We start from the raw sequence: 24,872 nt of genomic DNA, 5'->3' as shown, positions 1-24,872 counted from the left end.
AGCGCAATGCCTGTCGTTGCACTTTCCAATCGCATGGAGGCTCTTCGGAACCCTGCCATGACAGTTGGGCAAGCGATGCACTATCTCTGCGAAGAGGTGTTTCCAACGAGCAATGAGAAAGACTACGGGACGGATTTGAACCCCGAGTCACAAGGCGTGACTCGGGGCGTCGGGCAGTTCCATGTCACTTCGGTGGGGAAGCGAAGCTTCGCTTGACATGGCAGTCGATTTCTCGCTGTTGCCGACAGAAAACACCGAAGCTGTGGCACGTCCGTCCAGAATTCTCTGGGCCATTGTGCACCTCGCGACTGCGTCGGTACTCGCTTTGGGAATTCTTCGTTTCTGGCCGGCACAATTGCCCACGAACACGTTCAAATTCTGGGTGACCTTGATCATCTTTCCGCTAGGCATCCCGCTTTTTGTCGTGCTGAGGAGGTACAGCTACTTTGAAGGAAGAAAGCTGGACGCCGAGATGCAACGTGAAGCTGCACATGAGTACAACGAAGCGGTCTTTGCTGCAGCGTCTCGTCCCTTGATTCTTCTCGGGTCAGCCTTTCGTTTCTCGGCGGAAAGGCGGGAGAATGCCAGTTCGGCTGTGCGATCTGGGTCCGTCAATCTGACGACGCGAGATGCCCTTGCTTCCGATAGTGACCCCGTCAAGGCGCGGTGGATCGAAGTGCCGGGGGGCAAGCTGGATTCTGAAATGGACGATAGCGCTCGCCAAGTCGCCGTGACGCGATGGCTGTACTCGGAACTGCTTGCCGACATGGCGAAAGCCATTCGAGCTCTCCCATCCCGTTCCGGGATCGAAGTTAGCTTGTGGCTCTCTGGGGAGTTGGACCGGGAAGCGTATGTGGCTCTTTGGCAGGAGTGCTGGACTGAGCGGCGCCTGCCATCCTCCATGCAGATCGCCGATGAAGATACGCCATCCGGCACCGGCATCATGGATGACTGGCTAGATCGCATCGTTGCCGAAGAGGCAACGCAAGTGACACGACTCGTCGTCGCCATCCAATTGCACCCAGTTATCGGCAATTCGCCTCCGACAGGAACCTGCGAAGCCGGCACGGCTTTGCTGCTAGCGTCCGATGTACTGGTCCGCAAACATGCTCTCACGGCGTGCGCAAGCCTGCACAGGCCAGTGTGGGGGGACGTCGATGCGCCAGAAGCCATGTTGGCGAATGCCTTGAAGTGGGCCGATGTGACAGCCGAGAAGATTCCTTCTGGCTGGAAGTCTGGGTTGAGTGTCGATCAAAGCAGCAAGCTACATGAAGCCGCACGGCAGCTTGGGTTGGAGGCTACACCAACGGATATCGATCAGACGATCGGTTATGCCGGTGTGGCATCTCCCTGGCTGGCGTTGGCATGCGCCGTGGACGCGCTTTCAGAGCAGACCCCGTGTCAGATCATCGTAACGGCGGAGCAAAGAACAATGCTCACCGCTGTGGTCCGCCGTGACGCCGATAAAGATGTAACGCGGGATTCTGATCGAACGCAGGCAGATTCTTGAAGGAAGATGGTGTGACAAGACGCTACGACATTCAGAGAGGCGACCCAACGACTGTTGGTGGCAGGGTCGAAGGTGGCAGGGCCGACGACATGGTTGGGAACCGCGATCAAGCCTATGAGGGTGATCCAGTTTGGTGCCCGGTCTGCAAAACCATGGGAGTCATTGTCTGCAGCGGCCCAAGACTGGCAATGAAAGGCCCGGATGGCCGCGAAGCTGCCCTGAGCGACGATCTGTGTGTCTGCAAGTGTCACCCAAGCCCCCTCCTGATCCCCACGCAGTACACCTCCTATATGGACATTTGATTCGCCTTAGCATAGCCCCTGGTCGCTACCGTTGCATGCGCGCCCGGAACGCCGATTGCTAGGAAGAAGTTTGAAAGTCATGAAGAAGCTACGGATAGATTTGCTTTCCCTCCTTGTGCTTGCGCTCCTGATCACTTGCGCTATCGTGATTTGGGGAGAAAGTCTCGGCATCAAGACCCCCGATGCTCGGAGCCTTTGGCTTTCCTTGGTGGCTTTCGGCACGCTCATTCTCGCTGTGCTTGCGTCATTGGATCGTTTTGCGCGCGCGTGGGATGCGGTGCGTGCGCTGACTATGTCGCTTCGCCGCCGTGAACCTGAGTTGGCCGATACTACACAAGCGAGCCTACTGAAGTCCCGCCTCACGCAACGAGCACCGAAGGATCTTGACGATTTACGTAGTGAGTTGCGACAGCGGTACGGCCTACGTTGGCGCTATCGTCTGCCTTGGCTGCTGTTGATCGGCGACGATGCCGCCATCGCGCAACGGCTACCTGACCTGGATGAACAGGGCTGGCTAATCACTCCGCATGCTGTACTGGTTCGCAGCAAATTGGAGACGGCTCGACTCAAACAACTCTCGAAACTGCGCCGTCGGCGCCCTATCGACTTGGTTGTGCTGGTCTTGGACGGGGCGACAACCCCGCTCAAGGAACGTTATGGCACGCATGCTTTTTCCATCGCCCTTGCGCGCGTTGCTGAGAGTTTGCGCTGGTCTGCTCCGATTCATGCGCTCGAAATTGTTCACGCAAGTTCCATTTCGCCCGCCGATATGCCAGTCATTGCCTGTGAGGTGTCCCGGCAAGCGAACTCCAGTGGAATCGAGGCCGCGCTACATGCGCTACGTGATCAACTATCGGAACAGAGTTTGGAACGACTCCCCCAGAATGGCCGGGAGATTTATCTGGGACAGCTTTCCCAATGGCTGGATGGCCGCGCCAAGGCACTGGCCAATTGGCTTGGCGGATTGGAGGGCGGTACCCGCAGGAAGTTGCCGGTTCGCGGTTTCGCCTTTGCGCCGGCGTTTGATGATAGGGAATACCTCGACGCCATTGCGGAATTGCCGCTGTGGCAACATTTAGGCGATACCGCACGGCGACAGCCGGGGCGTCGTATAGGCTTTCATCCCGTGACGGTGCTTACGGTATTGGCTCTGTCCGCTATCAGCTTGTGGATTGGGGGCATGTTTCTGTCCGGTCTCCAGAACGCGCGAGACCTGCAGGCCGCACAGCAGGCCGCGCACGAGATCCAATCTACGCCCAGTACCGCCGCACGCCTGCAGGCGCTCGATACCCTGCAACAGCAAATCCAGCGCTACGAGGACCGCGTCCAACACCACGCGCCGCTCTTCACCCGCTTCGGCCTGAACCGCGATGCCGACGTACTGGCCGCGCTGTGGAAGCCTTACGCAAAGGCCAGCCGCGACATCCTTGTCGCTCCGGCGGCACAGGACCTGGAAGCGAAACTGGTCGACCTGTCGCAACTGCAGACCAGCGGACTGAATGAAGAAACCAGCAAGTGGGCACTGCAGGGACACGACACCCTCAAGGCCTACCTCATGCTCGCCCACCCGGAGCGAGTGGATGCTGCATTCCTCGCGCAGCAACTGGGGCAGCACTGGACCACCGACGCGAGGATTCCCCCTGGACAGAAGCAGGACCTGGCCGAGCGGTTCGCAAGGTTCTACGCCGAGCACCTGAAGGCCAACCCGGACTGGCGCATCGAGCCCCGTCCAGAGCTGGTGACCGGTGCACGGCAGACCCTGCTAGCGGTGATCGGGGAGCGCAATGCGCAGGACACCATTTATCAGGGCATCCTCCGCGGCGCTGGCAACAAATACCCCGACCAGACCCTGGCCTCCCTGACCGCCGGCACGGACCCGCGCGGGTTGCTGCGCGCTGTCGCGCTGGTGCCCGGCGTCTTCACCCGGCAGGCCTATGAGGGTTACGTAGCTGCAGCCATTGAGGAAGCCGCCAAGCGCAAGCAGGTCGCCAGCGACTGGGTGCTGACGGGAGGCAAGCCGCCACAGCCGGATGCCGACGCAGATTCCGGCAAGGACCTGCAGGCCGCCCTGACCGAGCAGTACTTCGACGAGTACGCCGACCATTGGCAGCAGTTCATGAACAGCGCGCAATGGGAGCCAGCGGCGACGCTACCTGCCGTTATCGACCAGCTCAAGCTCCTGGCCGACGCGCGCCAGTCGCCGGTGATCGCGCTGATGAAGTCGCTGGAGTACCAGGGTGGCGCCGGGGCGCGCAAGGATTCGCTGTCGGACACGCTGGTCAACAAGGCCCGCGACCTGATCGGCAAGAAGATCGAGGTACCGGAGGTCGCCAAGGCCGACCCTGCCGGCCCGCTCGGGATCGCGTTCGGTCCAGTGCTGCGGCTGGTGGGCCAGGGCGGCCAGGGCCTCCAAGGCAATCAGGGCGACCTGAGTCTGCAACGTTATCTCGATCGCGCGACGGCCTTGCGGCTGCGCCTGCAGCAGATCAGCACCAGTAGTGATGGCGATGCCCAGGCGCGCCAGATGGCCCAAGCCTTGTTTCAAGGCAAAGGCTCGGAGTTGGCCGATACCCAGGCCTATGCACAGCTGATGGCGGCCAGCTTCGGTAACCAATGGGCCGGCATGGGAGACGCCCTGTTCGTGCGCCCGATCGCGCAGGCCACTCAGGTGGTCCTGCTGCCCGCCCAGGCAAGCCTGGATGATGCATGGCGCCAGAACATTGCGATGGCGTGGGGCCGGTCGTTTGCAGGACGCTACCCGTTCGCCGACACCGCCAATGACGCCTCGCTGCCGGAACTGGCGCGCTTCCTGCGCCCGCAAAGCGGTCTGATCCACGCATTTCTGGCAACGAACCTTGCTGGCGTGCTCGAGTTGCAGGGGGATCAATGGGTACCCTCGGCCACCGCAGGACAGGCCATGGCCTTCGATCCCGCCTTTCTCAAGGGCATCAATACGCTGCAGCATATTGCCGCCCACCTGCTGGCGCAGGGCGAGCCCGCGTATCGCTTCCAGCTCAAGCCGATTCCGACGCCCGGCCTGACGGACTCGCTGCTGACCGTGGATAACCAGAAACTGCACTACTACAACCAGCGCGAGACCTGGCAGTTCATGACGTGGCCGGCCAGCAACCTGCAGGAGCCGGGCACCAGGCTGCAATGGCAAACCGAGAAGGCCGGCACCAACAAGACCTACGAGTTCAGCGGGCCTTGGGGCTGGGTGCGGATGCTGGAGCGCGCGCGCGTCATGCCAATCGACACTGCGACGTTTCAGCTGACCTGGCAAGCCAGCGCGGACACTGGGGACCAAAAGGCGGGCGCTGGCACGGGCGAGCCCGGTGCTGCCGTACAACCCGACGCCGCTGCCCTCATTGCACGCGATGCAAAGGGGCCAGCGTCGGCGGACCTTGCCTATCCGATCAGCTATCAGTTGCGCACAGACGTGAGTCAGGGTCCGCTGGAAATGCTATGGCTGCGCGGATTCGTGCTCCCGTCCCGCATCTTCGCCGGCAAGGAACCTGCCGGACGCATGGCACCGTCAACACGCAAGTAGCGCCTATGTTCAACCATCTTCTCAATGCGCTGTTCGGCTCGCGCACGCCCACGGACCTCGCACGTTCCACGCAGGTGCGCTGGGAACCCTGGCTTCAGCCTATCCGCCCCGAGGCGCCGGTCGGCGATGACCCCGGCTATGACGACGATTTCCTCGCCATTAAGGAGGAGGTCGCCAGGCTGTCGGACATCAACGATAGCCTGATCATCGACACGGCAGAGCGGTTGCTCAAGGCCAGCGCCAAGGATGTACGACTGGCGGCCTATTACGCCTACGGCCGCATGCGGCGGGACGGGGCGGAAGGCGTGGCCTCGGCCTTTGAACTGCTGTCGGCACTGATCGACCGGTTCGGGGAACAGTTGCTGCCGGCCCGCGCGGAAAGCCGCAAGGCCGCCCTGGAGTGGCTCGCTGGCGCCACCTTCACGGATCGCCTCGACCGCGTCTCTGGACTGAGCGGGACTTACCTGGAGCGCACCCTGTCGGCGCTGGCGCTGATGCAGGAGCGCACCGCACAGTGGCCGGAAGCGGCCCGTCCGGCGCTGGATACGCTATTTCGCCGGTTCGAGGGCCGGGTCGAGTCTCCATCAGCCGCGGATAGCGATAGTCACGCAGTGCCCGTCAAGGCGCCGGCAATCGCGACGACGCTCGCCTCGGCCAAGGTGACCTCCACGCGGGAGCTCCTGGACGGCGCGCGCCAGATGGCGCAGTTCCTGCGCGATCAGCCGGAAGGCTATCTGGCTGCCTACCGCCTGATGCGTTGCGTACGCTGGGACACGCTGACCGAGGTCCCGCCGCATGAGGCCGGTGGCAGGACGCGGCTCGTGGCACCGCGTGCCGAACTACGCGCCCACATGAAGCGGCTGGTCCTGCAGAAGCAGTGGCCGGAACTGCTCGACCGGGTCGAGCAGGCCTTTGCCGAGGGGGCCAATCACTTCTGGCTCGATCTGCAGTACTACGCGTTCGCCGCCCAGGACCAGGCCGGCGGCCAGTACGCACGCGTGCGCGACCTGCTGGCCACCGATTGCGCGCTGATGCTGGAGCGGCTGCCGGGCCTCGATCAACTTGCCTTTGCCGATGGGACGCCGTTCGCGGACGACACTACGCTGGAATGGATCGCCCGCCATGCCACCGTGCGCGATATCGAGCGCGGTGAGACTGTAGCCCCCGTGGCAGTGGATTCGGCCAGCACGGATTGGGCGGAAACCGAGGCCCAGGCCGCAGAGCTGGCCGCACAGCAAAGCCTCGATGCGGCCCTGGCGTGGTTGCAGGGCCTGCCCGCGTCGGACGGCGAGCGCGAACGCTTTTTGCGCCAGCTGGTGATGGCGCGCGTGGCGGAGCGTGCCGATCGCGCGGATACCGCCCTGCACCTGCTTGCCGCGCTGGACCAGAGCGCTCATCACTATCGGCTGGCAACCTGGGAGCCGTCGCTGGCGTTCGAGGTCAAGCATCAAATGGTGCGGCTGCTGAGATCCCGCCTGACGCGCAAGGATGCCGACAAGCCCGCCCTGGCGCAGCGCATCGATGCCCTGATGGGCGAGCTGACCGCCATTGACCCGGCCCGCGCCGTCGCCATGGCCTGAACGGCAAGACCACTCACATGCCCATGAATCACCCCACCCAAGACAACGACATCCTGCGCTATTACGAGGCCGAGATGCGCTACCTGCGCGAGGCCGGCAAGGAATTCGCCCAGGCGTTCCCCGACCGCGCGCGGATGCTCAATATCGACCGCATCGGCGAACGCGATCCCCACGTCGAACGTCTGTTCGAGGGCTTCGCCTTCCTGATGGGGCGGCTGCGCCACAAGCTCGACGACGAGTTGCCGGAACTGACGGAAGGCCTGGTCAGCATGCTGTGGCCGCACTACCTGCGCATGATCCCGTCGCTGTCGATCCTGGAACTGATCCCGAGCCCCGGCGTGCTGCAAGGTCACGAGACCCTGGCGGCCGGGCTGGAGGCTGTGTCCGATCCGGTCTTGCTGGGGTCGCAGCAAGGCATCGGCAACAGCGTGGAATGCATCTACCGGACAACCCAGCCTGTCGATCTGTACCCGCTTAGCGTGGCCGAAGCGGGTACCTACGCACGCGAGGACGGCCGCTCCGTCATTCGTCTGCGCCTGGCCCGGCAGGCCCAGTCGCGGCAGGAACAGCTGAAGGTGCCCCGGCTGCGGCTTTATCTGCATGCGGATCGTCCCGTGGCGCTGGCACTCTACGCGGCGCTGACTGCGCAACCGCTGGCCATGCACGTTCGCATTCCCGGCTACCCGATCGACCGGCCAGGCGCACCGCAGTCCATGACGGGCCTGCGCCTGGCGCCGGTGGGATTTGGCGCCAGCGAGCGGCTCTGGCCCAAGCCCGACAATGCCTTCGGCGGTTACCAGCTGCTGCTGGAGTATTTCACGTTCCCCGAGAAGTTCATGTTTGTGGACCTGCTCGGGCTCGACATGGCGGCAATCCCGTCAGATGTTCAGCACTTCGATGTCGAAGTCGTTCTCGCCAAGCTGTTTCCGGATGACATGCGCTTCTCGGCCGAGAACATCCGGCTTTTCTGCACACCTGTCATCAACCTGTTCGAGCTGGAGGCCGATCCGATCACGGTCACTCACCATGAGACCGAATACCGAGTGCGGACCATGGAACAACACGGTCAGCATGTCGAGGCCTACTCGGTCGATACCGTGCGCGGATTCGACGCAGCGACCGGCGAGCGCTTCGAGTACGCGCCATTCGCCGCTTTCCGGCACCGAGGCGGGATGCTGCGCCATGACATGCCCGAGCGCTACTTTCATACGCGTGTACGAAGGGGGCCGTCCGGGCGCTTCGATACCTGGCTCGTGCTTGGAGGGCATGCCTGGGAGCAGCAGGACACGTTGCCGCAGGAAACCCTGTCCCTGTCGGTCACCGGTACGAACGGCATGCTGCCGAGAAAGGGGTTGCGCGAGGCCGGCATCTGCCGCATGGGCGGCGGCTTCACCAATATCGGCGCCGTGCGCAACCTGACGGCGCCCACCTTGCCGGTGTACCCGCCGACCGGCGACCGATTTCATTGGCGCGTGCTGTCGCACCTGGCGCCCAATTATCTGTCCCTCCTTGATGCCGAGGTGCTGCGTGGCAGTCTGGCGCTCTACGACTGGACCGACGGCGAGCTGAACCGGCGCAGGATCGATGCCATCACCGACGTCCGCCATCGCCCGCTGCAGAAACTGGTGAAGGGCGGACTGCAGCGCGGAGTGGAAATCGAGGTGAGCCTGGACAGCACCCGCTTCGCCGGCGACGGCGATGTGGAATTGTTCGGCGAAATGCTGAACCGCTTCCTGGCGCTTTATGCCACCCTGAACCTGTACACCCGCCTGGTCGTTGTCTCGCAGCCCAGCGGCAAGCGGCTCGAATGGCCCGACAGCAAAGGTGAGGGGGCCCCGTTTTGAACTCCACTGAGAAGTGCACCATGGATACCGGTAGCCTGCTGCCGGCGTTGCTTGCCAATGCGCCGCGGATGAATTTTTTTCGGCTGTGCGAGCTGATCGAGCTGGCCGCACCGGAGCGCCCACCGCTGGGCACCACCGATTCGCCTGCCGACGAGCCGGTTCGATTCCGTTCGTCCGGACAGCTCGGATTTCCGGGGCGGGAAATCGATCGCGTCGAGCGGGATGCGGACCAACCCGCCTTGCCGCCGGTGCTTCGGACGACTTTCCTTGGCCTCTACGGCGTCGATGCCCGCATGCCGTCCTACTTTGTGGACGAGATTGCCCAGCGCCGGGACGGCGCGGAACCCCTGGCCGCGTTCCTGGACCTGTTCCACCATCGGATCACCACGCAGTTCTACCGCGTGGGACGCAAGTACCGCTATCCGGTGGGCTTCCGCACCGGCGGCGAAGACAAGGTGTCGCGCTGTCTGCTGAGCCTGCTGGGACTCGGCATCGGCCAGTCGCCGGTCGAGCAATCGGTGCCGACGCGCAAGCTCCTGTCGATGCTGGGACTCGCCAGCCAGCGTACGCGTACTGCGGAGGGGCTCGCAGGTGTGCTGCAGCATGCGGTGCCGGATGCCATGATCACAGTCACGGAATTTCATCCTGTGTGGGTGCGTCTGGATACGCACGAACAGCAGCCGCTTGGGGAGAACTGCGTGCTCGGACGCGGCTTCCTTGACCGCACCAACACCGTACTCGTGGTGATCACCCCGAACCGGCGCGACTCGGTACTCGGGCTGATGCCGGGCCGACGCCTCCATCAGGAGGTGATGGGCGTGCTGCGCTTCTACCTCGGCTACGCAGCGCATGCCCACCTGGAAATGCATGTGAGACGTTCATTGATGCCACCGCCCGCGTTGAACTCGAACGATGCCAGCCTCGGCTTGACTACGCAATTGAGGCGGCACACAGGTGAATCTGACGCACCGGTCGATGATCCGGTGACGCGCGTGAAACTTGGCACCTGGACGGGCCATCCGGCGCCGGTGTCCGGACCACACTGAGGTCGCACGCCGATGGAACACAGCAACATGAAAACACAGAGGATCAACACAATGACGTGGCAATTGCGAAGCTGCATCGCGGCGCTGGGCTTCACCCTTTTAACTGGCTGCGGCGTGGGCCAGGCCGTGAAGGACGGCACAGTGGATGCGGCGAAGTGGATGTTCACGACGCAGGTCAAGACCATGAACATCGACCTCGTCAGCCGGTCGTCGTTGAATGCAAGTGGCGCTGGACGATCGCTGTCGACCGTGGTGCGGGTCTACCAGTTGAGGACGCCGCAAACGTTCGAACAGCTCAGCTACGAACAACTCCAAGCGAATGACCTCGACATGCTGAAGATGGATTTGCTTGCCACCAGGGATGTCGTGCTCAGGCCTGACGCCGCTGCGAGCATCAGCGAGCCCATGAACGAGGCCACCGAGTACGTCGGCGTGGCTGCGTTCTTCCGCGATACGGGCAAGACCGGGACATGGAAACTCATCATCCCCAGGCAGCAATGGAAGAAGACCGATCCGGTGAAGATCGACGCGACCGACAATGTGCTGCAACTGGCAGGCATGAAGCCGGAACCAATCAGGCAGGCGGCGCTGCAGCACAGCGTACCGAATCCGCAGACGTCTGCGCAGACGGCGAGCGCTCGCAAGGAATGACAGCGTTATCGTGACGATGTTGCGTGATACGTTATTCGGCCTGTCCAGGCACGAACATCAGGTCGGCACATATCCAAGCTGCGCACTGACCGCCGCCGCCTCCTCCCTCACCACCCTGCCGATCGGTCCATCGATATCCGGATCAAATCCGCCGGTGGCGCCAAGCGCGGTCAGTACCGCACTCAGTCTGCCCGTGTAGTCGAACACCGGCGCTGACACCGCGCTGATGCCCTTCAGGTTCACATCGCGTACCGCCGCACAGCCGGCAGTCCGGACATCCCTTCGCAGTTGCCCGATCGGGTCATCGGCCGCCAGCATGGCGCGCAAGTCCGGCGCCGCCGCCGCCAGTTCCGCGCGGGCCAGCGCCAGGACTTCCCGCTCGTCGAGCAATCCCAGAAAGACCCGTCCGGTGGCGCTCCATAGCAAGGGCATGACCGAGCCCACCCGCACGTTCACGGTCACCGGCAGTCCCGGTTCCTCGAAACGCACAATGGTCGGCCCCTTGTTGCCCATGACGGCGATAAAGCAGGTGACCTCATGCCGCTCGCGCACGCGAATCAGCGATGCCTCCGCGAGCCGGATCGGATCAGCCTGCCGCATGGCCGCCAGGCCGATATGCAGTGCTTCCACGCCAAGCTGGTACTGCTGTCCACCGGCGTCCTGGGCAACCAGCCCTTCCTCGACCAGGCTCACCAGATAGCGGTGGACCTTGGCCGGGCTTTCGTCGATATGGGCGGCCAGCCCCGTCAGAGTCGCCCTGCCCCCCATTCTGGCCAAGCCCTTGAGCACGGCCATGCCGGTGACTGCCGACTGCACCCGGCGGCGCCGTTCGCCGCGCGCGGGCGCATTGTCGTCGTTTCGTTCTTCGCGCATCACATCCTCCCGGGGACCGTCTGCTTATCGGTTCGCCGACTTCCTTGCCTTCGAGGTTAACCCTCATCTTATTTTTACGCAATGCGTATATGATTTACGCAAAATGAAGTACCACAACACCGGAGACAACATGACGCCCCACAGGACTTCCTTTCGCCTCGCCTTTGTCGCGGCAACGCTGGCAGCCACCTCCACCGGCGCCGCTCTGGCCGCCGATACCTACCCGAGCAAGCCGATCCGCTGGGTCGTGCCGTATGCCGCGGGCGGTGGCTCGGATTTCCTGGCGCGCACCATCGGGCAGGGGTTGTCGGCCAAGGTGGGGCAGCCGGTAGTCGTGGATAACAAGCCCGGCGGCAATACCGCCATCGGCGCGACCGAGACGGCGCGCGCCGCGGCGGATGGCTACACGGTGCTGTCCGCCGATAACGGCACGCTGGTGTTCAACCCCGCGCTCTACAAGACGCTGAGCTACCAGCCCAAGGACCTGGCGCCGGTGACGCTGCTTGGCCGCTTTCCGATGATCCTGGTGGTCGGCCCGGGCAGCACGGCGCACACGGTGCAGGAATTCATCGCGCAGACCAAGGCCAAGCCGGGCGGTATCAACTATGGATCGGCGGGCGCCGGCAGCCCGCACCACCTCGCCATGGAATTGCTGAAGGTCGAGGCGGGGCTGACCATGACGCATGCGCCTTACCGTGGCGCAGCGCCCGCGCTGTCCGACGTGGCGGCCGGCCAGATCCCCGCAATGATGGTCGACTTTGCCGCTGGCGCAGGCTTCATCAAGGGCGGCAAGGTCCGTCCGCTTGCCGTGGCCAACGCCACGCGCCTGCCGCAGCTCCCCGATGTGCCGACCTTCGCGGAAGTCGGCTACAAGAACGTCGAAGCCGCCGCACTCGTCGGCATGGTGGTGCCGGCCGCCACGTCGCCCGATGTCATCACCACGCTGAACCGCCAGGTCGTGGCCGCGCTGAAGGAGCCGGCCGTGAACAAGCGCCTGGTGGATTTCGGGGTCGAGCCGGTCGGCAACTCGCCGCAGCAGTTCAGTGACCTGCTGCGCAGCGAAACCGCGCGCTGGCAGAAACTCATCCGCGACCTGAAGATCACGCTGGACTGAGACTGGCGCCAGCCGTTGTCCACATTGCCTTGTTGGAGCCATACCCATGACCGCAGCCACCCCGGAAACCACCACGCAGAAGTGTCCGTTCAGCCATGGCGCGCAGCCCGCTGCAGCCGCGCCGAACGGCTGTCCGGTCAGCGCGGAGGCTGCGGCCTTCGATCCGTTTGGCGATGGCTACCAGCAGGACCCGCCCGAGTACGTGCGCTGGTCGCGCGAGCAGGAGCCGGTGTTCTACAGCCCACAGCTCGGCTACTGGGTGGTGACGCGCTATGACGACATCAAGGCGATTTTCCGCGACAACCTGACCTTCAGCCCCGCCATCGCGCTGGAGAAGATCACGCCGACCGGCCCAGAGGCCAACGCCGTGCTGGCCTCGTACGGCTACGCGATGAACCGCACGCTGGTCAACGAGGACGAGCCCGCGCACATGCCGCGCCGCCGCGCGCTGATGGAGCCGTTCACGCCCGAGCAGCTCAAGCACCATGAACCGCTGGTGCGCAAGCTGGCGCGCGAGTATGTGGACCGCTTCATCGACGACGGCAAGGCCGACCTCGTCGACCAGATGCTGTGGGAAGTCCCGCTGACGGTCGCCCTGCATTTCCTCGGCGTGCCCGAGGAAGACATGGACCTGCTGCGCCAGTATTCGATCGCGCATACGGTCAACACCTGGGGCCGGCCGAAGCCCGAAGAGCAGGTCGCGGTCGCTCATGCGGTCGGCAACTTCTGGCAGCTCGCCGGTCGCATCCTCGACAAGATGCGCGCAGACCCATCCGCGCCAGGCTGGATGCAATACGGCATCCGCAAGCAGAAGGAACTGCCCGAAGTCGTCACCGACTCCTACCTGCATTCGATGATGATGGCCGGCATCGTCGCCGCGCACGAAACCACCGCGAATGCCAGCGCCAACGCCATCAAGCTGCTGCTGCAGCATCCGGACGTGTGGCGCGAGATCTGCGAGGACCCCGCGCTGATCCCCAACGCCGTCGAGGAATGCCTGCGCCACAACGGCTCGGTAGCGGCATGGCGGCGCGTAGTCACGCGCGATACCGACGTCGGCGGCATCCCCATCGCGGCCGGATCGAAACTGCTGATCGTGACCTCGTCGGCGAACCATGACGAGGCGCACTTCGCCGATGCCGACCTCTTTGACATCCGCCGCGAGAACGCCGCCGACCAGCTCACCTTCGGCTACGGCTCGCACCAGTGCATGGGCAAGAACCTGGCCCGCATGGAGATGCAGATCTTCCTGGAGGAACTGACGCGCCGGCTGCCGCATATGCGGCTCGCGCAGCAGTCATTCACGTATCTACCCAACACTTCGTTCCGCGGCCCCGAGCATCTGTGGGTCGAATGGGACCCGGCGCAGAACCCGGAGCGCACGCAACCATCGTTGCTCGCGCAGCAGACGCCGGTGCGCATTGGTGAGCCCTCAGGGCAAGCCATCAGCCGGCCCGTGGTCGTACAGAGCGTCACGCAGGCAGCGGACGGCATCGTGCGGCTGCGGCTCGCCTCGCCCGATGGCAAGGCGATGCCGCGCTGGTCGCCGGGCTCGCATATCGATGTCGATTGCGGCGAGACGGGCCTGTCGCGCCAGTATTCGCTGTGCGGCGACCCTGCCGAAACCGGCGTGCTCGAGATTGCCGTGCTGCGCGAGCCGGAAAGCCGTGGCGGCTCGGCCTGGATCCACGATCACGTGAAGCCCGGCGACCGCCTGAAGATCCGCGGCCCGCGCAATCACTTCCGCATGGATGAGGGATGCCGCAAGGCGATCTTCATTGCAGGGGGCATCGGCATCACGCCGGTCAGCGCGATGGCGCGGCGCGCGCTGGCGCTGGGGATCGACTACGAGATCCACTACAGCGGGCGCACGCGGACCGGCATGGCGATGATCGACGAGCTGCGCGCGCTGCATGGCGAGCGCCTGCACCTGTACATCAAGGAAGAAGGCGGCCGCAACGACCTCGACGCGCTGCTGGCACGCACCGACCGCAACGCGCAAATCTACGCCTGCGGCCCGGCGCGCATGGTGGAAGCGCTGGAACAGGCCTGCACCGGCTGGCCGGATGACGCGCTGCGCGTCGAACATTTCGCGACGACGCTGGGCACGCTCGATCCGTCGAAAGAGCAGCCGTTCGAGGTAGAGCTGAAGGACTCGGGACTGACCGTCACCGTGCCCGCTGACCAGACCCTGCTGACCACGCTGCGCTGCGCCGGCATCGACATCCAGAGCGATTGCGAGGAAGGCCTGTGCGGCTCATGCGAGGTGCGCGTGCTTTCCGGCAGCGTCGATCATCGCGACGTCGTCCTCACGCGCGGCGAGCGCGAGGCGAACACGAAGATGATGACGTGCTGCTCGCGCGCGTTGCCGGGTAGCCGGCTCATTCTGGAACTCTGAGCGTGGCGGGCCCGTGTTCCGGCCTGTCCGTCCGCTTCCCCCGCTGAAACAGCAGGCCATCACCTGGCCACATGACCGCCTGTGGGTCATGCGCCGCTTCGAGCCATGCCCCGATCTCCCTCCACGCGCTGCCATGGGCCTGCATCGGCACATCGGCGCGCGTGTTCTCATTGTTAGAACACGATCGCGCATCGGATCTGATTGTTGAGCGCAAAGCCGCAAACCATACTGCCCCGGAACGAGCAGCAAGGCTGATGACGACGCAGAAGCCGTGTTGCCTCACGACCAACTTTTCCCTGACCGGAGCGGTGATGGAACAATCGAAAGCAGGAACCCTGATCGGCGCATTTGCTGCGTTCTTCCCGGACGCTACAGAAATCGGATCCTATGTCGGCGGCAGGCTCGTCGCGGGCACGGGCCAGGACATCGAGCTGTTCGATCCGGCTACGGGCGAGAAGAGCCTTAGTTATCGCGATGCCGGCCCCGCGATTGCACAGCAGGCCTGCATCGCCGCGCGCGAAGCGCAAAAGCATTGGTGGAGCCTCACGCATGCTGCCCGCGGCCGCATCCTCTACGCGGTCGCAGCTAAAGTGCGCGAGCACAATGAACCGCTCGCCGTGCTGGAATCGATGTCTCAGGGAAAGCCCATCCGCGACAGCCGCCGCGAGGTGGAGATGGTCGCGGAAATGTTCGAGTTCTATGCGGGCTGGGCGGACAAGTTCTATGGGCACGTCATCCCTGTCCCCACCACGCACCTGAACTACACCCGCCGCGAGCCCTTCGGCACGATCCTGCACATCGCCCCCTGGAACATCCCCATCCTGTCGTTCGGATGGCAGGTAGCCCCGACCGTTGCGGTCGGCAATGCCGTCTTGCTCAAGCCTTCCGAGTTGACGCCGTTCACGTCGCTCGCCGTGGCGTCGCTGGCTGAACAGGCTGGCGTACCGGTTGGCCTGATCAATGTGCTCGCGGGCTATGGCCATACCACCGGCCAGGCGGCTATCGCCGACGATGTCGTGAAGAAGGTGGTCTTCGTGGGATCGCCCGCAACCGGGATACGTATTGCAGAAGCCGCCGCCAAGCGCGTCATTCCGTGCATCCTGGAACTGGGCGGAAAGTCGGCCAATATCGTCTTCGATGACGCCAATCTTGACCTTGCCGCGATCGGGGCCCAGGCGGCGGTCTTCTCCGGCTCAGGCCAGAGCTGCACCGCCGGTTCGCGCCTGCTGATCCAGCGAAAGGTCTACCAGCAAGTCGTCGACAAGGTGGCCGAAGGTGCCCGCAAGCTGAGGCTTGGCCACCCGCTTGAAACGTCCACGGAGATCGGTCCGATCAACAACCGGAACCAGTACGAGCACATCAAGCGCATGATTGCACGCGGCGTGGAAGAAGGTGCACAGCTCGCCGCCGGTACGACCAGCTTCGAGGACCGCGGCTACTTTGTCCCGCCGACCCTCTTCGCCGGCGTGTCCAACCAGATGGACATTGCCCGCACGGAAGTCTTCGGCCCCGTCATCGCTGCCATTCCGTTCGACACCGAGGAAGAGGCAATCGCCATTGCCAATGACAGCGAATTTGGCCTCGCCGGCGCGGTCTGGACCAACGACGTCGCGCGTGCACACCGCGTCGCCGCGCAAGTGGATGCGGGTACGTTCTGGATCAACGGCTACCGGGCCGTCCATGTCGGCTCGCCATTTGGCGGCTACAAGAACAGCGGCTACGGACGCACCAGCGGCATTGAAGCGCTTTACGAGTACACGCAGACAAAGAGCGTCTGGGTCCAGACCGCCGCGTCGGCAGTCACCGCAATTGGCCGCGCCTGACGGCGTAGACGCGACAGCCAACCGTGCGAACGAAGCCAGGCAGGGCCGGTCATGAGCATGCTGGGAGCGCTGCACATGACGCGCAAAATCGCCTGGCCATCAAACCTGGCCAATTTCGCCGCACGCGAGATGGGCCACGGCATCCGCTACGAAACCGCCGTCCCGTCCCGGCATGCGATTGCGCTCTCGCGATCAGGAGTGCGAGAATCCGCTATTGGCCAGGGACGGCGCTGCTCGTATCGGGAAAACGGAATGGCAAGCCCAATCAACGAAAGCCGCATAGGCTATCTGTATGAAGCCGTACGATGCGGCACGGTACGCGCGGCGGCCGATTATCTTGATGTGGCACCCTCGGCCGTCAGCAGGCAGATTGCGCTGCTGGAAGAGGAGCTCGCCATCGCTCTGGTGGAACGCAACAAGCGCGGCGTCCGGCCGACCGAAGCGGGTGCCCTGCTTATCGAGTACTTCCGGCAGCAACGTTCCCATCAGGGCGACCTGGTTGCCAAGCTCCAGGAGATCCGGGGACTTCGCCGCGGCACGATCGTTGTCGTGATGGGCGAAGGCTTTGCCTCCACCATGGTCGGCGGCCCTATCAAGCAGTTCTGCGAAGCGTACCCAGAGATTTCGATCACGATGGACCTTTGCAGCACCAACGAGGTCATGCGGAGGGTGTCGGAAGATGAAGCAGACATAGGCCTGGTCTTCAACCCGTCATCCGACAGCAAAATCGTGAGCCGCGCGGGATCGCGCCAGCCGATGCATGCCATCGTCTCGCCGGCATTCCCGCTGGTTGGCAAGGTGAAATCGGTAACGCTTCAAGATCTTATGCCGTACCCGATGGCCCTGACACATCCCGAACACGGTACGCGGCGGCTGGTGGACGCTGCCATGCTGCTCGACAAGGTCAGGCTCACCCCTGCCATCACGACCAATTCGGTAAATGTCCTGAAGCTCTTTGCAAAGAGCAACCTGGGATTCACGCTGCTCGCGCCCATCGCGATTGCACCGGAACTGGCGGCAGGCGAGCTGGTGGCCCTTCCCGTGGACAATCGCCTGCTCGAGAGTTCCGAGGCCCATCTCGTCACGCGTGCCGGCCGCCAGCTCTCTCCGGCGGCCAACCGGTTGCTGAATCGACTGAAGGCGCAGATACACAAGTACGATGAGTACGGCGCGGAGTCCGGCGGGCAGGCTTCATTGGCGACGCAGTAGTGCGACTGTTCCCCGCGGTCACGGCGTACGGGCGAGCTTGCCCGCCACGTTGGAGGCATCGGCGGTCATCGCTGCTCTACCGCTCCGGTTCAAACATCAGCAGGTGCATGCCATCGTCTATCGGCAGCCAGTACGGCACGACCTTCATGCCGATGAACACTTCATCCAGCGAACAATGGACCAGGTTGGCAATCACATTGACGCCGACATCGAGCGTCACCGACGCGACCACATAGGGCTCGTGCCCACGAAAAGCTCCGGGGCCGCGCCGCACCACGGTCCATGAGAAGACTTCGCCGCGACCCGAGACCTCGCGCCATTCGATGTCGGTCTTGCGGCCGGTGAAGATGCTGGTTGGGCGCGGGTAATGCTGATACTTGCCGGTTGCCCGGCAATACTGGATGACCAGTTTCTTCTCGCGTGTCGCGGCCCAGAATGGCTGCGTGAAGCTGGATGGCCGGATCGCGCGCCTGACATCCAACGTATCATCGAGAAGATCGGGAGTCGCTGTTTCCATTGTCGCCTTGCGTGTTGATCATGCGTTGGGCGCCAGAACCAGGGCGCTGCTCGTGCCCCAGTTGCGCGAATAATTGATCCAGCCGATGCCACTCACCAGCGCATTGGCGGTATTCCTGACCTGACGCGCGCCGCCCTCGCCCATCAACTGCCTTATTGCCTCGATCAGGTTGTGCGAACAGCATGCCGCTTGTCCTGCCGAGATCTGACCGCCGCCGGTATTCAAGGGTAGATCACCATCGAAGGAAAAGTTCATTTCGCGGATGAACTGCACGCCCTGGCCTCGCCCACAAAAGCCGAACGCCTCGAGCTGCAGCATGATCGCGATGATGAAATCGTCGTAGGGATGAAACGATGCGACATCCTTGAGCGCGAGTCCCGCCTGGGCGAGGGCGCGTTTGCCGCAAGCCTCGTGGCCGCTGCGGGTCACATCGACGAAGTTCTCCCCGCCCTGGAAGTTGGTCCGCTCCCCGTAGCCGATCGGCGTGATGAACTTGTCGATGCCCTTTTCCCTGGCGCGCCGTCTGCTGGTCATCAGCAAGCCGGAAGCGGCGTCGCAGCGCATGACGCAATCGAGCAGACGTATCGGGTCGGCAATCATGCGCGAGTTGAGGTAGTCATCGATCGTGATCGGCTTGCGCAGCTTCTCGCAGGCGTTCTCGTTCAACACGGCATGGGCACGCTGGGTGACCGCCAGCTTGCCCAGCATCTCGTAGTCAAGTCCATACTGATGCTCGTAGCGCCGCGTCAGCAAGCCGAAAGCGTCGGGGGGACCAAATACGCCGTACGGATCGGCCCACTCGCGGCGGAAACTCCGGTCACCTCGGTTGTTCTCCGCCACGCCGGTATCGGCGAACAGCAGCAAGACCGTGGTGCACAGGCCGGCATCGATCGCTGCCGCGGCACGTGCGACACTGCCCGTGGCTGAACAGCCGCCGATATGCACCTGGTCGCAGTAGTCGAGTTCCAGGCCGAGCTGGTCGGCCGTTACCTGCGCCCAGAAACTCTCGCCCGCCGCTGTCAGCCCGAACCCGGCCATGACCAGGCCGTCGATCTCCCCCTTCTCGAAGCCGCTGCGTTCGAGCAAGGCTTCGAGGACTTCGGCATCAAGCTCCCAGACGTCGCGGTTGCTTTTCTCCATGACCTTGGTTTCGGCATAAGCGACGATCGCCGATTCGCGCAGGCACTTCACAGCGTCTCTCCCCCTCCCGGCGCCTTGATGGGCGCCGCCTTCTTGTTGAGGAACTCGCCCAGACGCGCGGTCGTTTCGGGGCTGAGGGTGTATTCGCTGACCAGCCGCTCGACGAAGATGCCATCGTCGTACGACATATCCGCGATGCGCGGCAAGGCATTGGTGATGGCGAAATTGGTCAGCGGCGCGTTGGCGCAGATGCGCCGGGCCAATGCGACGGCCTTCTCCAGCGCCTGCCCCTTGGGCACCACATATTGCACCGCGTTGAAGCGCAGCGCCTCCTCGGCGTTCAGCACGCGTCCCGTCAACATCAGGTCCGTCATGAGGGCGGTGCCGATCAGCCGGCTGATCCGCACCGAGCCGGCGCCGCCGACGAAGATGCCACGCTGGCCCTCAGGCAGGGCGAAGAACGTCGTTTCGTCGGCGACCCGAATATGGGTGCTGGCCGCGGCCTCGAAGCCGCCACCAATGGTGGCGCCATGCAAGGCAGAGACGAACGGGATCCTGCCCCGAGCGATCAGCTCAGTGTCGTAATTGCGGGGATACGGCAGCTTGTGCTCCTTGCCGCTTTCCCACATCGCCGCGGCGTAGGCGAGATCCAGCCCACCGCTGAAGCACTCCCCATGACCGAACAGCACGCCGCACCTGGCCTCTTCACCCGCGCGCATCACTGCCGCATGCAACTGCTTATGCAGTTCGTCGTTGAAGGCATTACGCTTGGCCGGGCGGTTGAGACCGATCATGGCAACGTCGCCATCGAGTTCATAACTCACGACTTCCTGACTCATCTCTTTCTCCTTCGATGTTTCGTTCAATTCACGAGGGCAACAGCCCGGTCATCCCTGCGCCACTGCATCGATGTGGGCGAGCAAATTTCGTTTGAGCAACTTGCCGGTGTCGGTCATCGGCATGGAGGGCAGCACGCGAAACAGCGCCGGTTGCTTGTAGGGAGCCAGTTGCTCCCGCAGGTAGCCGCGCAGTGCCTGCTCATCGAACCCCGTGCCGTCGCGAAGCTCGAGGAAAGCGATCACCCTCTCGTTGCCATCAGGCTCTCGCTGCCCGACGACCGCCGAGCGCCGCACGCTGGGATGCTGATTGAGCACCGCTTCCACTTCTGCCGGATACACATTGAAGCCGGAGCGGATGATGAGCTCCTTCAGCCGGCCGACGATGAACAACGCGCCGTCCTCCCCCAGCCGCCCAAGATCACCGGTGGCATACCAGCCGCCGGGACGGAAGGCCTGGCGGGTGGCCTCGGGATCGCGAAAGTAACCGGGCGTCAGATACGGCCCGGCGAGCCAGATCTCCCCGGTCTCGCCCGCCGCTACATCGCGATGGTCGGCGTCCACGATGCGAATGGACATGCCCTCCAGGAGATAGCCTGCGGCGGTGTCCTGGCGCCGCACGTTGCTTGCAGTGGCGCAGCCAACCGGGGATTCCGAACTTGCATAACCGTGGTGCAGCGGCAGGCCGAAACAAGCCTCCACGCGCTCCTTCAGCGCGATGTCGAGCGGACTGCTTCCCGTGTAGATGTAGCGCAGATGCGGCGCTGATGGCCGATCAATGCCATGCGTCTCGAGGTGGGCAAGGAGGCGCGAATACAGCGCCGGCGGACCTTGCAGCTGGCTGACCCGATGATGGGCGAGTGCGTCGAGCACATCGGCCGCAGAGAAAGTCTGGTGCAAGACCAAGGTTGCGCCCGACAGGAGCGACGAGGCCAGCACGGCGGCGAGGCCGAAGATATGGGTCATCGGCACGAACAGGCACAGGCGATCGTCGCGACCCAGGCCGCGCGATTTGCAGGAGACGCGCGCGGCATGCAGCACTGCCGCGTGGGTCACCATGACGCCCTTTGGCCTACCGGTGGTGCCGGAGGTGGAGATGATCGCCGCGACGCGCTCGGCTTCGCTGCCTTGTTCGGCGACTGCCTCAAGGCGCACGTCGCTGTGCATGAGTGCGCCGAGCGTCGATGAGCGGGCCCGGTGGCGCCCGGCATGGGTCATTGCCGACGCCGAGACCCCCGTAGTGAAGTAAATCAGCCGCGCATCGACCAATTGCGCAAAGGCATCGACTTCGCCGGCTGCCATGCGGGCATTGACGCCGCAGGACCAGGCGCCGACGCGACTGCAAGCGAGCAGCAAGGCGATATGCTCGGTGCAGTTTTCCGTCACGATGACCACCCGATCGCCGGGGCGCACGCCCAAGGCGAGCAGTTCCGTCTCCAGGGCGCTGGCCATCGCGCCGACCTCGGCGTAGGTCACAGTGCGACCGGGGAGATGAATGAATTCGCGTTCGGGCTCACTCGCGAGCCACGGCTCGAGGAGTTCGTGGATGCGGCTTGGATTCATGGGTTCTCCAAAAGGAACAGATTCAGTCGCGACGCATTGCCTGAACCGGCAATGCGCCTCGGCGGACCAGTGTCATCAGCCGAACACATTCAAGGCATGCCGGGCGATGGCGCCCTTGAGAACGTCGGTCGGCCCATCGGTGATCAGCATGCTGCGCTGATCACGCCAGAACTTCTCGATCGGCAGTTCGGTCGAGAGTCCGATACCGCCGTGAAGTTGCATGCATCGATCTGCAGCTTCAAAGGATTTGCTGTCGCCGAAATTCTTCGCCATGTAAGCTTCCGTGCGAATGTCCTCGCCGCGATCGTGTTTCCACGCTGCGTTCCTGACCATCAGTTCGAGCTGGTGCCACTCGAGGTAGGAGTCGGCGATCAACCATTGCACGCCTTGCCGTTCGGCAAGCGGCTTGTCGAAGGTCACACGCTCCTTCGCGTAGCTTGCGGCCAGTTCGAGACAGCGCTCCATCACTCCGCAGGCCCTGGCGCCGTGACGCACGCGAAGTACGGTGAGCACCTTCTGTGCGTGCCTGAAGCCTTCGCCTTCGGCGCCGATGCGATTTTCGACCGGCACTCTGACATCGTCGAAGGCGATCTCCCAGGGCGTGTCGTCGACCAGCATCTTCTGCGCACGCAGCAGTTTGACGCCGGGAGATTTCATGTCGACGATGAAGGCAGAGATCCCGCCGTGCGAGCCTTTTGTGCGATCCGTCGCGGCCATCAGTTGCGCATAATCGGCATCCGCCGCACCGGTGATGAAGCGCTTGAAACCGTTGATCACGTAATGATCGCCGTCGCGCACGGCGGTGGTCTTCATGCCGCCGGGGTCCGAACCCGCATCGGGCTCGGTCTGGGCAAAACACCATTTCAATTCGCCGCGCAATGTCGGCAAGAGAAAGCGCTCCTTCTGCGCAGCGTCGAGTTCATAGAGCACGGGGTACACCGTCGCGCCGAACGGATTGATTGACCGCACCGGCAAGGCCACCGTGCGGGCAAGCTCGGACCACACGATTGTCTTGGCGAGCAGGCCGAAGCCCAGCCCGCCGTACTCGACCGGAACATCGAACTTGTCGAGTCCCAGTTCTTGCCCGAACGCCTCGACGCGGGCACGCAGTTCCGGAATCAGCTTGTCGTCCTTGCGTGCGGTGAGTTCAGCCGGAATGAGTTCCTGATTCACAAAGCGGCGCAGCGAATCCTTCAGCATGCGCAGTTCTTCCGGCAACGCAAAATTCATCATATCGTTGCAGTCCATACCCATTTCCTTTGAGTGCCGCTGCGTGCGCGCATGGCGACATGCGTGCACGCGGCTGCTGTTGGCCGTGCTGGCAGCGCTCAGCGCGATGAATTCGATTCGATGTACTGGTTGAAGAAGGTCACCATTTCCGGCGGCAACCTTTTCAGTTCGACAATGACGCGCTCGCCGTCGGCACCCTGTACGAAATGTGCCGGCGCCTGCGCCACCTTTTCGTACTGCGCGAGGAACTGCGGATCCTTCGCCATCCTTTCCACCGCGCTGCGCAGTTCAGCGACGGCAGCGTCGGGGGCATTGGGCGGCATGAAGATCACCCGCGGCGTGCGCGAGATCCGGTTCAGGAACTGGAGCGCTTCCCACTTCGGCCCGCTCGGGTTCGCATTGGCACCGTGGATGTCGCGATACAGCTCCAGGAAGGTGGGCACATCGGGCAGGTTGGGACTGCGCCTGAGGTTGCCTTCGCCGCGCTCGTATTGGAACAGCGGAATCGCGATGCCCTTGTCCACCAAGTTCAATCTGGCAAAGGAGTTGTAGCCGGGCAAGGAATTACTGACCAACTGTATGTCGCCCTGGAGCATCGCCACTTCGGCCTCGCGCGTCCCCTTGTAGCCAGGGATGATCCGGTACTTGGCGCCCAGCAGGTCAAGGGCCAGACTCTGGCGCAACGCCGACCAGTCCGAACCGTTCGAAAGCACGGCGGCGCGGAACGTATTGACCTTGGCAATGTCGGCAGGCTTGGCCATGCCCGGAGCGGTGTCACGCCGGATGTAAAGCAGGTTGGTCTGCTCCATGCCGGCAATGAACTTGAGGTCGTTGAATTGGACCCGCAAGTTCGGATGCTTCAAGATCTGCTGCATCGGGTCCCAGGTAAAGAAACCGATGTTGAGCTTATTCGATTCGGAGATGTCGCCGAGCTGGTTCACGGCGATCATGCCGCCGGCGCCGGCGACGTTGCGAACGACGACAGCGCTGGTGCCTTTCAGAAAGCGCGGCAGATGTTCCGCAAAGACGCGCCCCTCGAGGTCGGTGGGGCCCCCCACCGGGAAATTGACAATCACATTGACCAGGCGGCCGGCAAATTCTTGCGCATGCGCAATGCCTGCGCCAGCGCACAGCATCGTCAAGACGCAGGCAACGCTGCGAAATCCAGTCATCAGACGCATTTCTCAAACCTCCTGATAGTTGACATGAAGTCACGACGCCAGCAGCTCCGCTGAACGAGCCTGCAGGCGTCGCGGCACAACGAATCGTTTGGTGCAGCGCTTCTCCGTTTCGCGGTCAGCTGGCGGCGCGAATCGAAATCACCGAGGAGGCCGCCTCCCGCGAGCCCGCAATGCCGCGCACTACCCCCATCTGCGTCCCTGGACGCGCAAATGAAGAGCCGGGCAAGGTCGTCCGCGGAACTTCGATTCGCATGGTCAACTCATCAACTCCTATATATGTATTTGAAGCATATATCCGGCACTGATGACTTTCTTCTAGGGAAATCCAGATGTCCTACATAGAACATAGTGCGACGCGGCTGGCTCGTGCTCGTCTTTTCTTCGCTGTCGCTGCTGACGCGTCCGCCTCCGGCAATGTAAGAAGGAGTATGGGCAGCGAGAATCTGCGGTTCAATGGCCCCGGATCAGCGATCGTGTTCGAATAAACAGAACATACAGACAGTTG

The 24,872-nt window shown here is 63.4% G+C and carries 18 protein-coding genes; 11 read left to right on the top strand and 7 right to left on the bottom strand.

Annotation, left to right across the window (positions count from 1 at the left end):
- The first annotated feature begins 217 nt into the window (after positions 1 to 217).
- The 7 genes from K2O51_RS07385 to tssJ all read left to right on the top strand — a co-directional run bounded on the left by K2O51_RS07385 (position 218) and on the right by tssJ (position 10,483).
- Complete coding sequence (locus K2O51_RS07385) at positions 218 to 1,510, top strand: hypothetical protein (protein ID WP_220630008.1); 1,293 nt, start codon at positions 218 to 220, stop codon at positions 1,508 to 1,510.
- A gap of 89 nt (positions 1,511 to 1,599) precedes the next feature.
- Complete coding sequence (locus tag K2O51_RS07380) at positions 1,600 to 1,812, top strand: PAAR domain-containing protein (protein WP_342394094.1); 213 nt, start codon at positions 1,600 to 1,602, stop codon at positions 1,810 to 1,812.
- Positions 1,813 to 1,891: 79 nt separating this feature from the next.
- Positions 1,892 to 5,362, top strand: coding sequence for an ImcF-related family protein (locus tag K2O51_RS07375; RefSeq protein WP_220630672.1), 3,471 nt, complete (start codon positions 1,892 to 1,894; stop codon positions 5,360 to 5,362).
- A gap of 5 nt (positions 5,363 to 5,367) precedes the next feature.
- A complete protein-coding gene (gene tssA / locus K2O51_RS07370; RefSeq protein WP_140949733.1) occupies positions 5,368 to 6,942 on the top strand; it encodes a type VI secretion system protein TssA in 1,575 nt (524 codons plus the stop codon).
- 23 nt (positions 6,943 to 6,965) lie between these two features.
- Positions 6,966 to 8,786 carry a type VI secretion system baseplate subunit TssF gene (gene tssF, locus K2O51_RS07365; protein ID WP_220630007.1) on the top strand — a complete coding sequence of 607 codons (1,821 nt, stop codon included), beginning with the start codon at positions 6,966 to 6,968 and terminating at the stop codon, positions 8,784 to 8,786.
- A gap of 20 nt (positions 8,787 to 8,806) precedes the next feature.
- Positions 8,807 to 9,832, top strand: a complete 1,026-nt coding sequence (gene tssG / locus K2O51_RS07360; RefSeq protein ID WP_041680316.1) for a type VI secretion system baseplate subunit TssG — start codon at positions 8,807 to 8,809, stop codon at positions 9,830 to 9,832.
- Positions 9,833 to 9,883: 51 nt separating this feature from the next.
- A complete protein-coding gene (gene tssJ, locus K2O51_RS07355; protein WP_220630006.1) occupies positions 9,884 to 10,483 on the top strand; it encodes a type VI secretion system lipoprotein TssJ in 600 nt (199 codons plus the stop codon).
- A 57-nt stretch (positions 10,484 to 10,540) separates the two neighbouring features.
- Here the strand turns inward: tssJ and K2O51_RS07350 are convergent, their stop codons facing one another.
- Entirely contained in the window at positions 10,541 to 11,356 is an 816-nt protein-coding gene (locus K2O51_RS07350; RefSeq protein WP_220630005.1) for an IclR family transcriptional regulator, read from the bottom strand.
- Positions 11,357 to 11,486: 130 nt separating this feature from the next.
- On the opposite strand from K2O51_RS07350, the gene K2O51_RS07345 reads away from it, so the two are divergent.
- From K2O51_RS07345 to K2O51_RS07330, 4 genes are all read left to right on the top strand, one after another.
- Positions 11,487 to 12,470 (top strand): Bug family tripartite tricarboxylate transporter substrate binding protein, encoded by a 984-nt coding sequence (locus K2O51_RS07345; RefSeq protein ID WP_220630004.1) that lies wholly within the window; start codon positions 11,487 to 11,489, stop codon positions 12,468 to 12,470.
- A 46-nt stretch (positions 12,471 to 12,516) separates the two neighbouring features.
- Positions 12,517 to 14,868, top strand: a complete 2,352-nt coding sequence (locus K2O51_RS07340) for a cytochrome P450/oxidoreductase (RefSeq protein ID WP_220630003.1) — start codon at positions 12,517 to 12,519, stop codon at positions 14,866 to 14,868.
- A 311-nt stretch (positions 14,869 to 15,179) separates the two neighbouring features.
- Positions 15,180 to 16,691 carry an aldehyde dehydrogenase family protein gene (locus K2O51_RS07335; protein WP_011301390.1) on the top strand — a complete coding sequence of 504 codons (1,512 nt, stop codon included), beginning with the start codon at positions 15,180 to 15,182 and terminating at the stop codon, positions 16,689 to 16,691.
- Between the two features lie 252 nt (positions 16,692 to 16,943).
- Positions 16,944 to 17,900, top strand: coding sequence for a LysR family transcriptional regulator (locus tag K2O51_RS07330; protein ID WP_140949777.1), 957 nt, complete (start codon positions 16,944 to 16,946; stop codon positions 17,898 to 17,900).
- Positions 17,901 to 17,976: 76 nt separating this feature from the next.
- Here the strand turns inward: K2O51_RS07330 and K2O51_RS07325 are convergent, their stop codons facing one another.
- From K2O51_RS07325 to K2O51_RS07300, 6 genes are all read right to left on the bottom strand, one after another.
- Positions 17,977 to 18,417: a Zn-ribbon domain-containing OB-fold protein gene (locus K2O51_RS07325; protein ID WP_011301392.1), complete on the bottom strand. Its 441-nt coding sequence runs from the start codon at positions 18,415 to 18,417 to the stop codon at positions 17,977 to 17,979.
- An 18-nt stretch (positions 18,418 to 18,435) separates the two neighbouring features.
- A complete protein-coding gene (locus tag K2O51_RS07320; protein WP_220630002.1) occupies positions 18,436 to 19,608 on the bottom strand; it encodes a thiolase family protein in 1,173 nt (390 codons plus the stop codon).
- The gene (locus K2O51_RS07315; protein ID WP_011301394.1) at positions 19,605 to 20,396 is read right to left on the bottom strand and encodes a crotonase/enoyl-CoA hydratase family protein; all 792 of its coding nucleotides are present in this window, start codon (positions 20,394 to 20,396) and stop codon (positions 19,605 to 19,607) included. The genes K2O51_RS07320 and K2O51_RS07315 overlap by 4 nt, the downstream gene beginning before the upstream one ends.
- 48 nt (positions 20,397 to 20,444) lie before the next feature.
- Positions 20,445 to 21,956 (bottom strand): class I adenylate-forming enzyme family protein, encoded by a 1,512-nt coding sequence (locus tag K2O51_RS07310; RefSeq protein ID WP_220630001.1) that lies wholly within the window; start codon positions 21,954 to 21,956, stop codon positions 20,445 to 20,447.
- 75 nt (positions 21,957 to 22,031) lie between these two features.
- Positions 22,032 to 23,156, bottom strand: a complete 1,125-nt coding sequence (locus K2O51_RS07305; protein WP_245001786.1) for an acyl-CoA dehydrogenase family protein — start codon at positions 23,154 to 23,156, stop codon at positions 22,032 to 22,034.
- Positions 23,157 to 23,284: 128 nt separating this feature from the next.
- Positions 23,285 to 24,367, bottom strand: coding sequence for a Bug family tripartite tricarboxylate transporter substrate binding protein (locus tag K2O51_RS07300; protein WP_011301397.1), 1,083 nt, complete (start codon positions 24,365 to 24,367; stop codon positions 23,285 to 23,287).
- Positions 24,368 to 24,872: the final 505 nt, after the last annotated feature.

The organism is Cupriavidus pinatubonensis (assembly GCF_019602855.1).
Taxonomy (GTDB): domain Bacteria; phylum Pseudomonadota; class Gammaproteobacteria; order Burkholderiales; family Burkholderiaceae; genus Cupriavidus; species Cupriavidus pinatubonensis.
This window is presented reverse-complemented; position numbering and strand designations above follow the sequence as displayed.

What these genes read in the sequence shown, in the direction of transcription:
- K2O51_RS07385 (WP_220630008.1), top strand. Translation starts at nt 218, where the DNA reads ATGGCAGTCGATTTCTCGCTGTTGCCGACAGAAAACACCGAAGCTGTG.
- K2O51_RS07380 (WP_342394094.1), top strand. Translation starts at nt 1,600, where the DNA reads ATGGTTGGGAACCGCGATCAAGCCTATGAGGGTGATCCAGTTTGGTGC.
- K2O51_RS07375 (WP_220630672.1), top strand. Translation starts at nt 1,892, where the DNA reads ATGAAGAAGCTACGGATAGATTTGCTTTCCCTCCTTGTGCTTGCGCTC.
- tssA (WP_140949733.1), top strand. Translation starts at nt 5,368, where the DNA reads ATGTTCAACCATCTTCTCAATGCGCTGTTCGGCTCGCGCACGCCCACG.
- tssF (WP_220630007.1), top strand. Translation starts at nt 6,966, where the DNA reads ATGAATCACCCCACCCAAGACAACGACATCCTGCGCTATTACGAGGCC.
- tssG (WP_041680316.1), top strand. Translation starts at nt 8,807, where the DNA reads ATGGATACCGGTAGCCTGCTGCCGGCGTTGCTTGCCAATGCGCCGCGG.
- tssJ (WP_220630006.1), top strand. Translation starts at nt 9,884, where the DNA reads ATGACGTGGCAATTGCGAAGCTGCATCGCGGCGCTGGGCTTCACCCTT.
- K2O51_RS07350 (WP_220630005.1), bottom strand. Translation starts at nt 11,356, where the DNA reads ATGCGCGAAGAACGAAACGACGACAATGCGCCCGCGCGCGGCGAACGG.
- K2O51_RS07345 (WP_220630004.1), top strand. Translation starts at nt 11,487, where the DNA reads ATGACGCCCCACAGGACTTCCTTTCGCCTCGCCTTTGTCGCGGCAACG.
- K2O51_RS07340 (WP_220630003.1), top strand. Translation starts at nt 12,517, where the DNA reads ATGACCGCAGCCACCCCGGAAACCACCACGCAGAAGTGTCCGTTCAGC.
- K2O51_RS07335 (WP_011301390.1), top strand. Translation starts at nt 15,180, where the DNA reads ATGGAACAATCGAAAGCAGGAACCCTGATCGGCGCATTTGCTGCGTTC.
- K2O51_RS07330 (WP_140949777.1), top strand. Translation starts at nt 16,944, where the DNA reads ATGGCAAGCCCAATCAACGAAAGCCGCATAGGCTATCTGTATGAAGCC.
- K2O51_RS07325 (WP_011301392.1), bottom strand. Translation starts at nt 18,417, where the DNA reads ATGGAAACAGCGACTCCCGATCTTCTCGATGATACGTTGGATGTCAGG.
- K2O51_RS07315 (WP_011301394.1), bottom strand. Translation starts at nt 20,396, where the DNA reads ATGAGTCAGGAAGTCGTGAGTTATGAACTCGATGGCGACGTTGCCATG.
- K2O51_RS07310 (WP_220630001.1), bottom strand. Translation starts at nt 21,956, where the DNA reads ATGAATCCAAGCCGCATCCACGAACTCCTCGAGCCGTGGCTCGCGAGT.
- K2O51_RS07305 (WP_245001786.1), bottom strand. Translation starts at nt 23,156, where the DNA reads ATGCTGAAGGATTCGCTGCGCCGCTTTGTGAATCAGGAACTCATTCCG.
- K2O51_RS07300 (WP_011301397.1), bottom strand. Translation starts at nt 24,367, where the DNA reads ATGCGTCTGATGACTGGATTTCGCAGCGTTGCCTGCGTCTTGACGATG.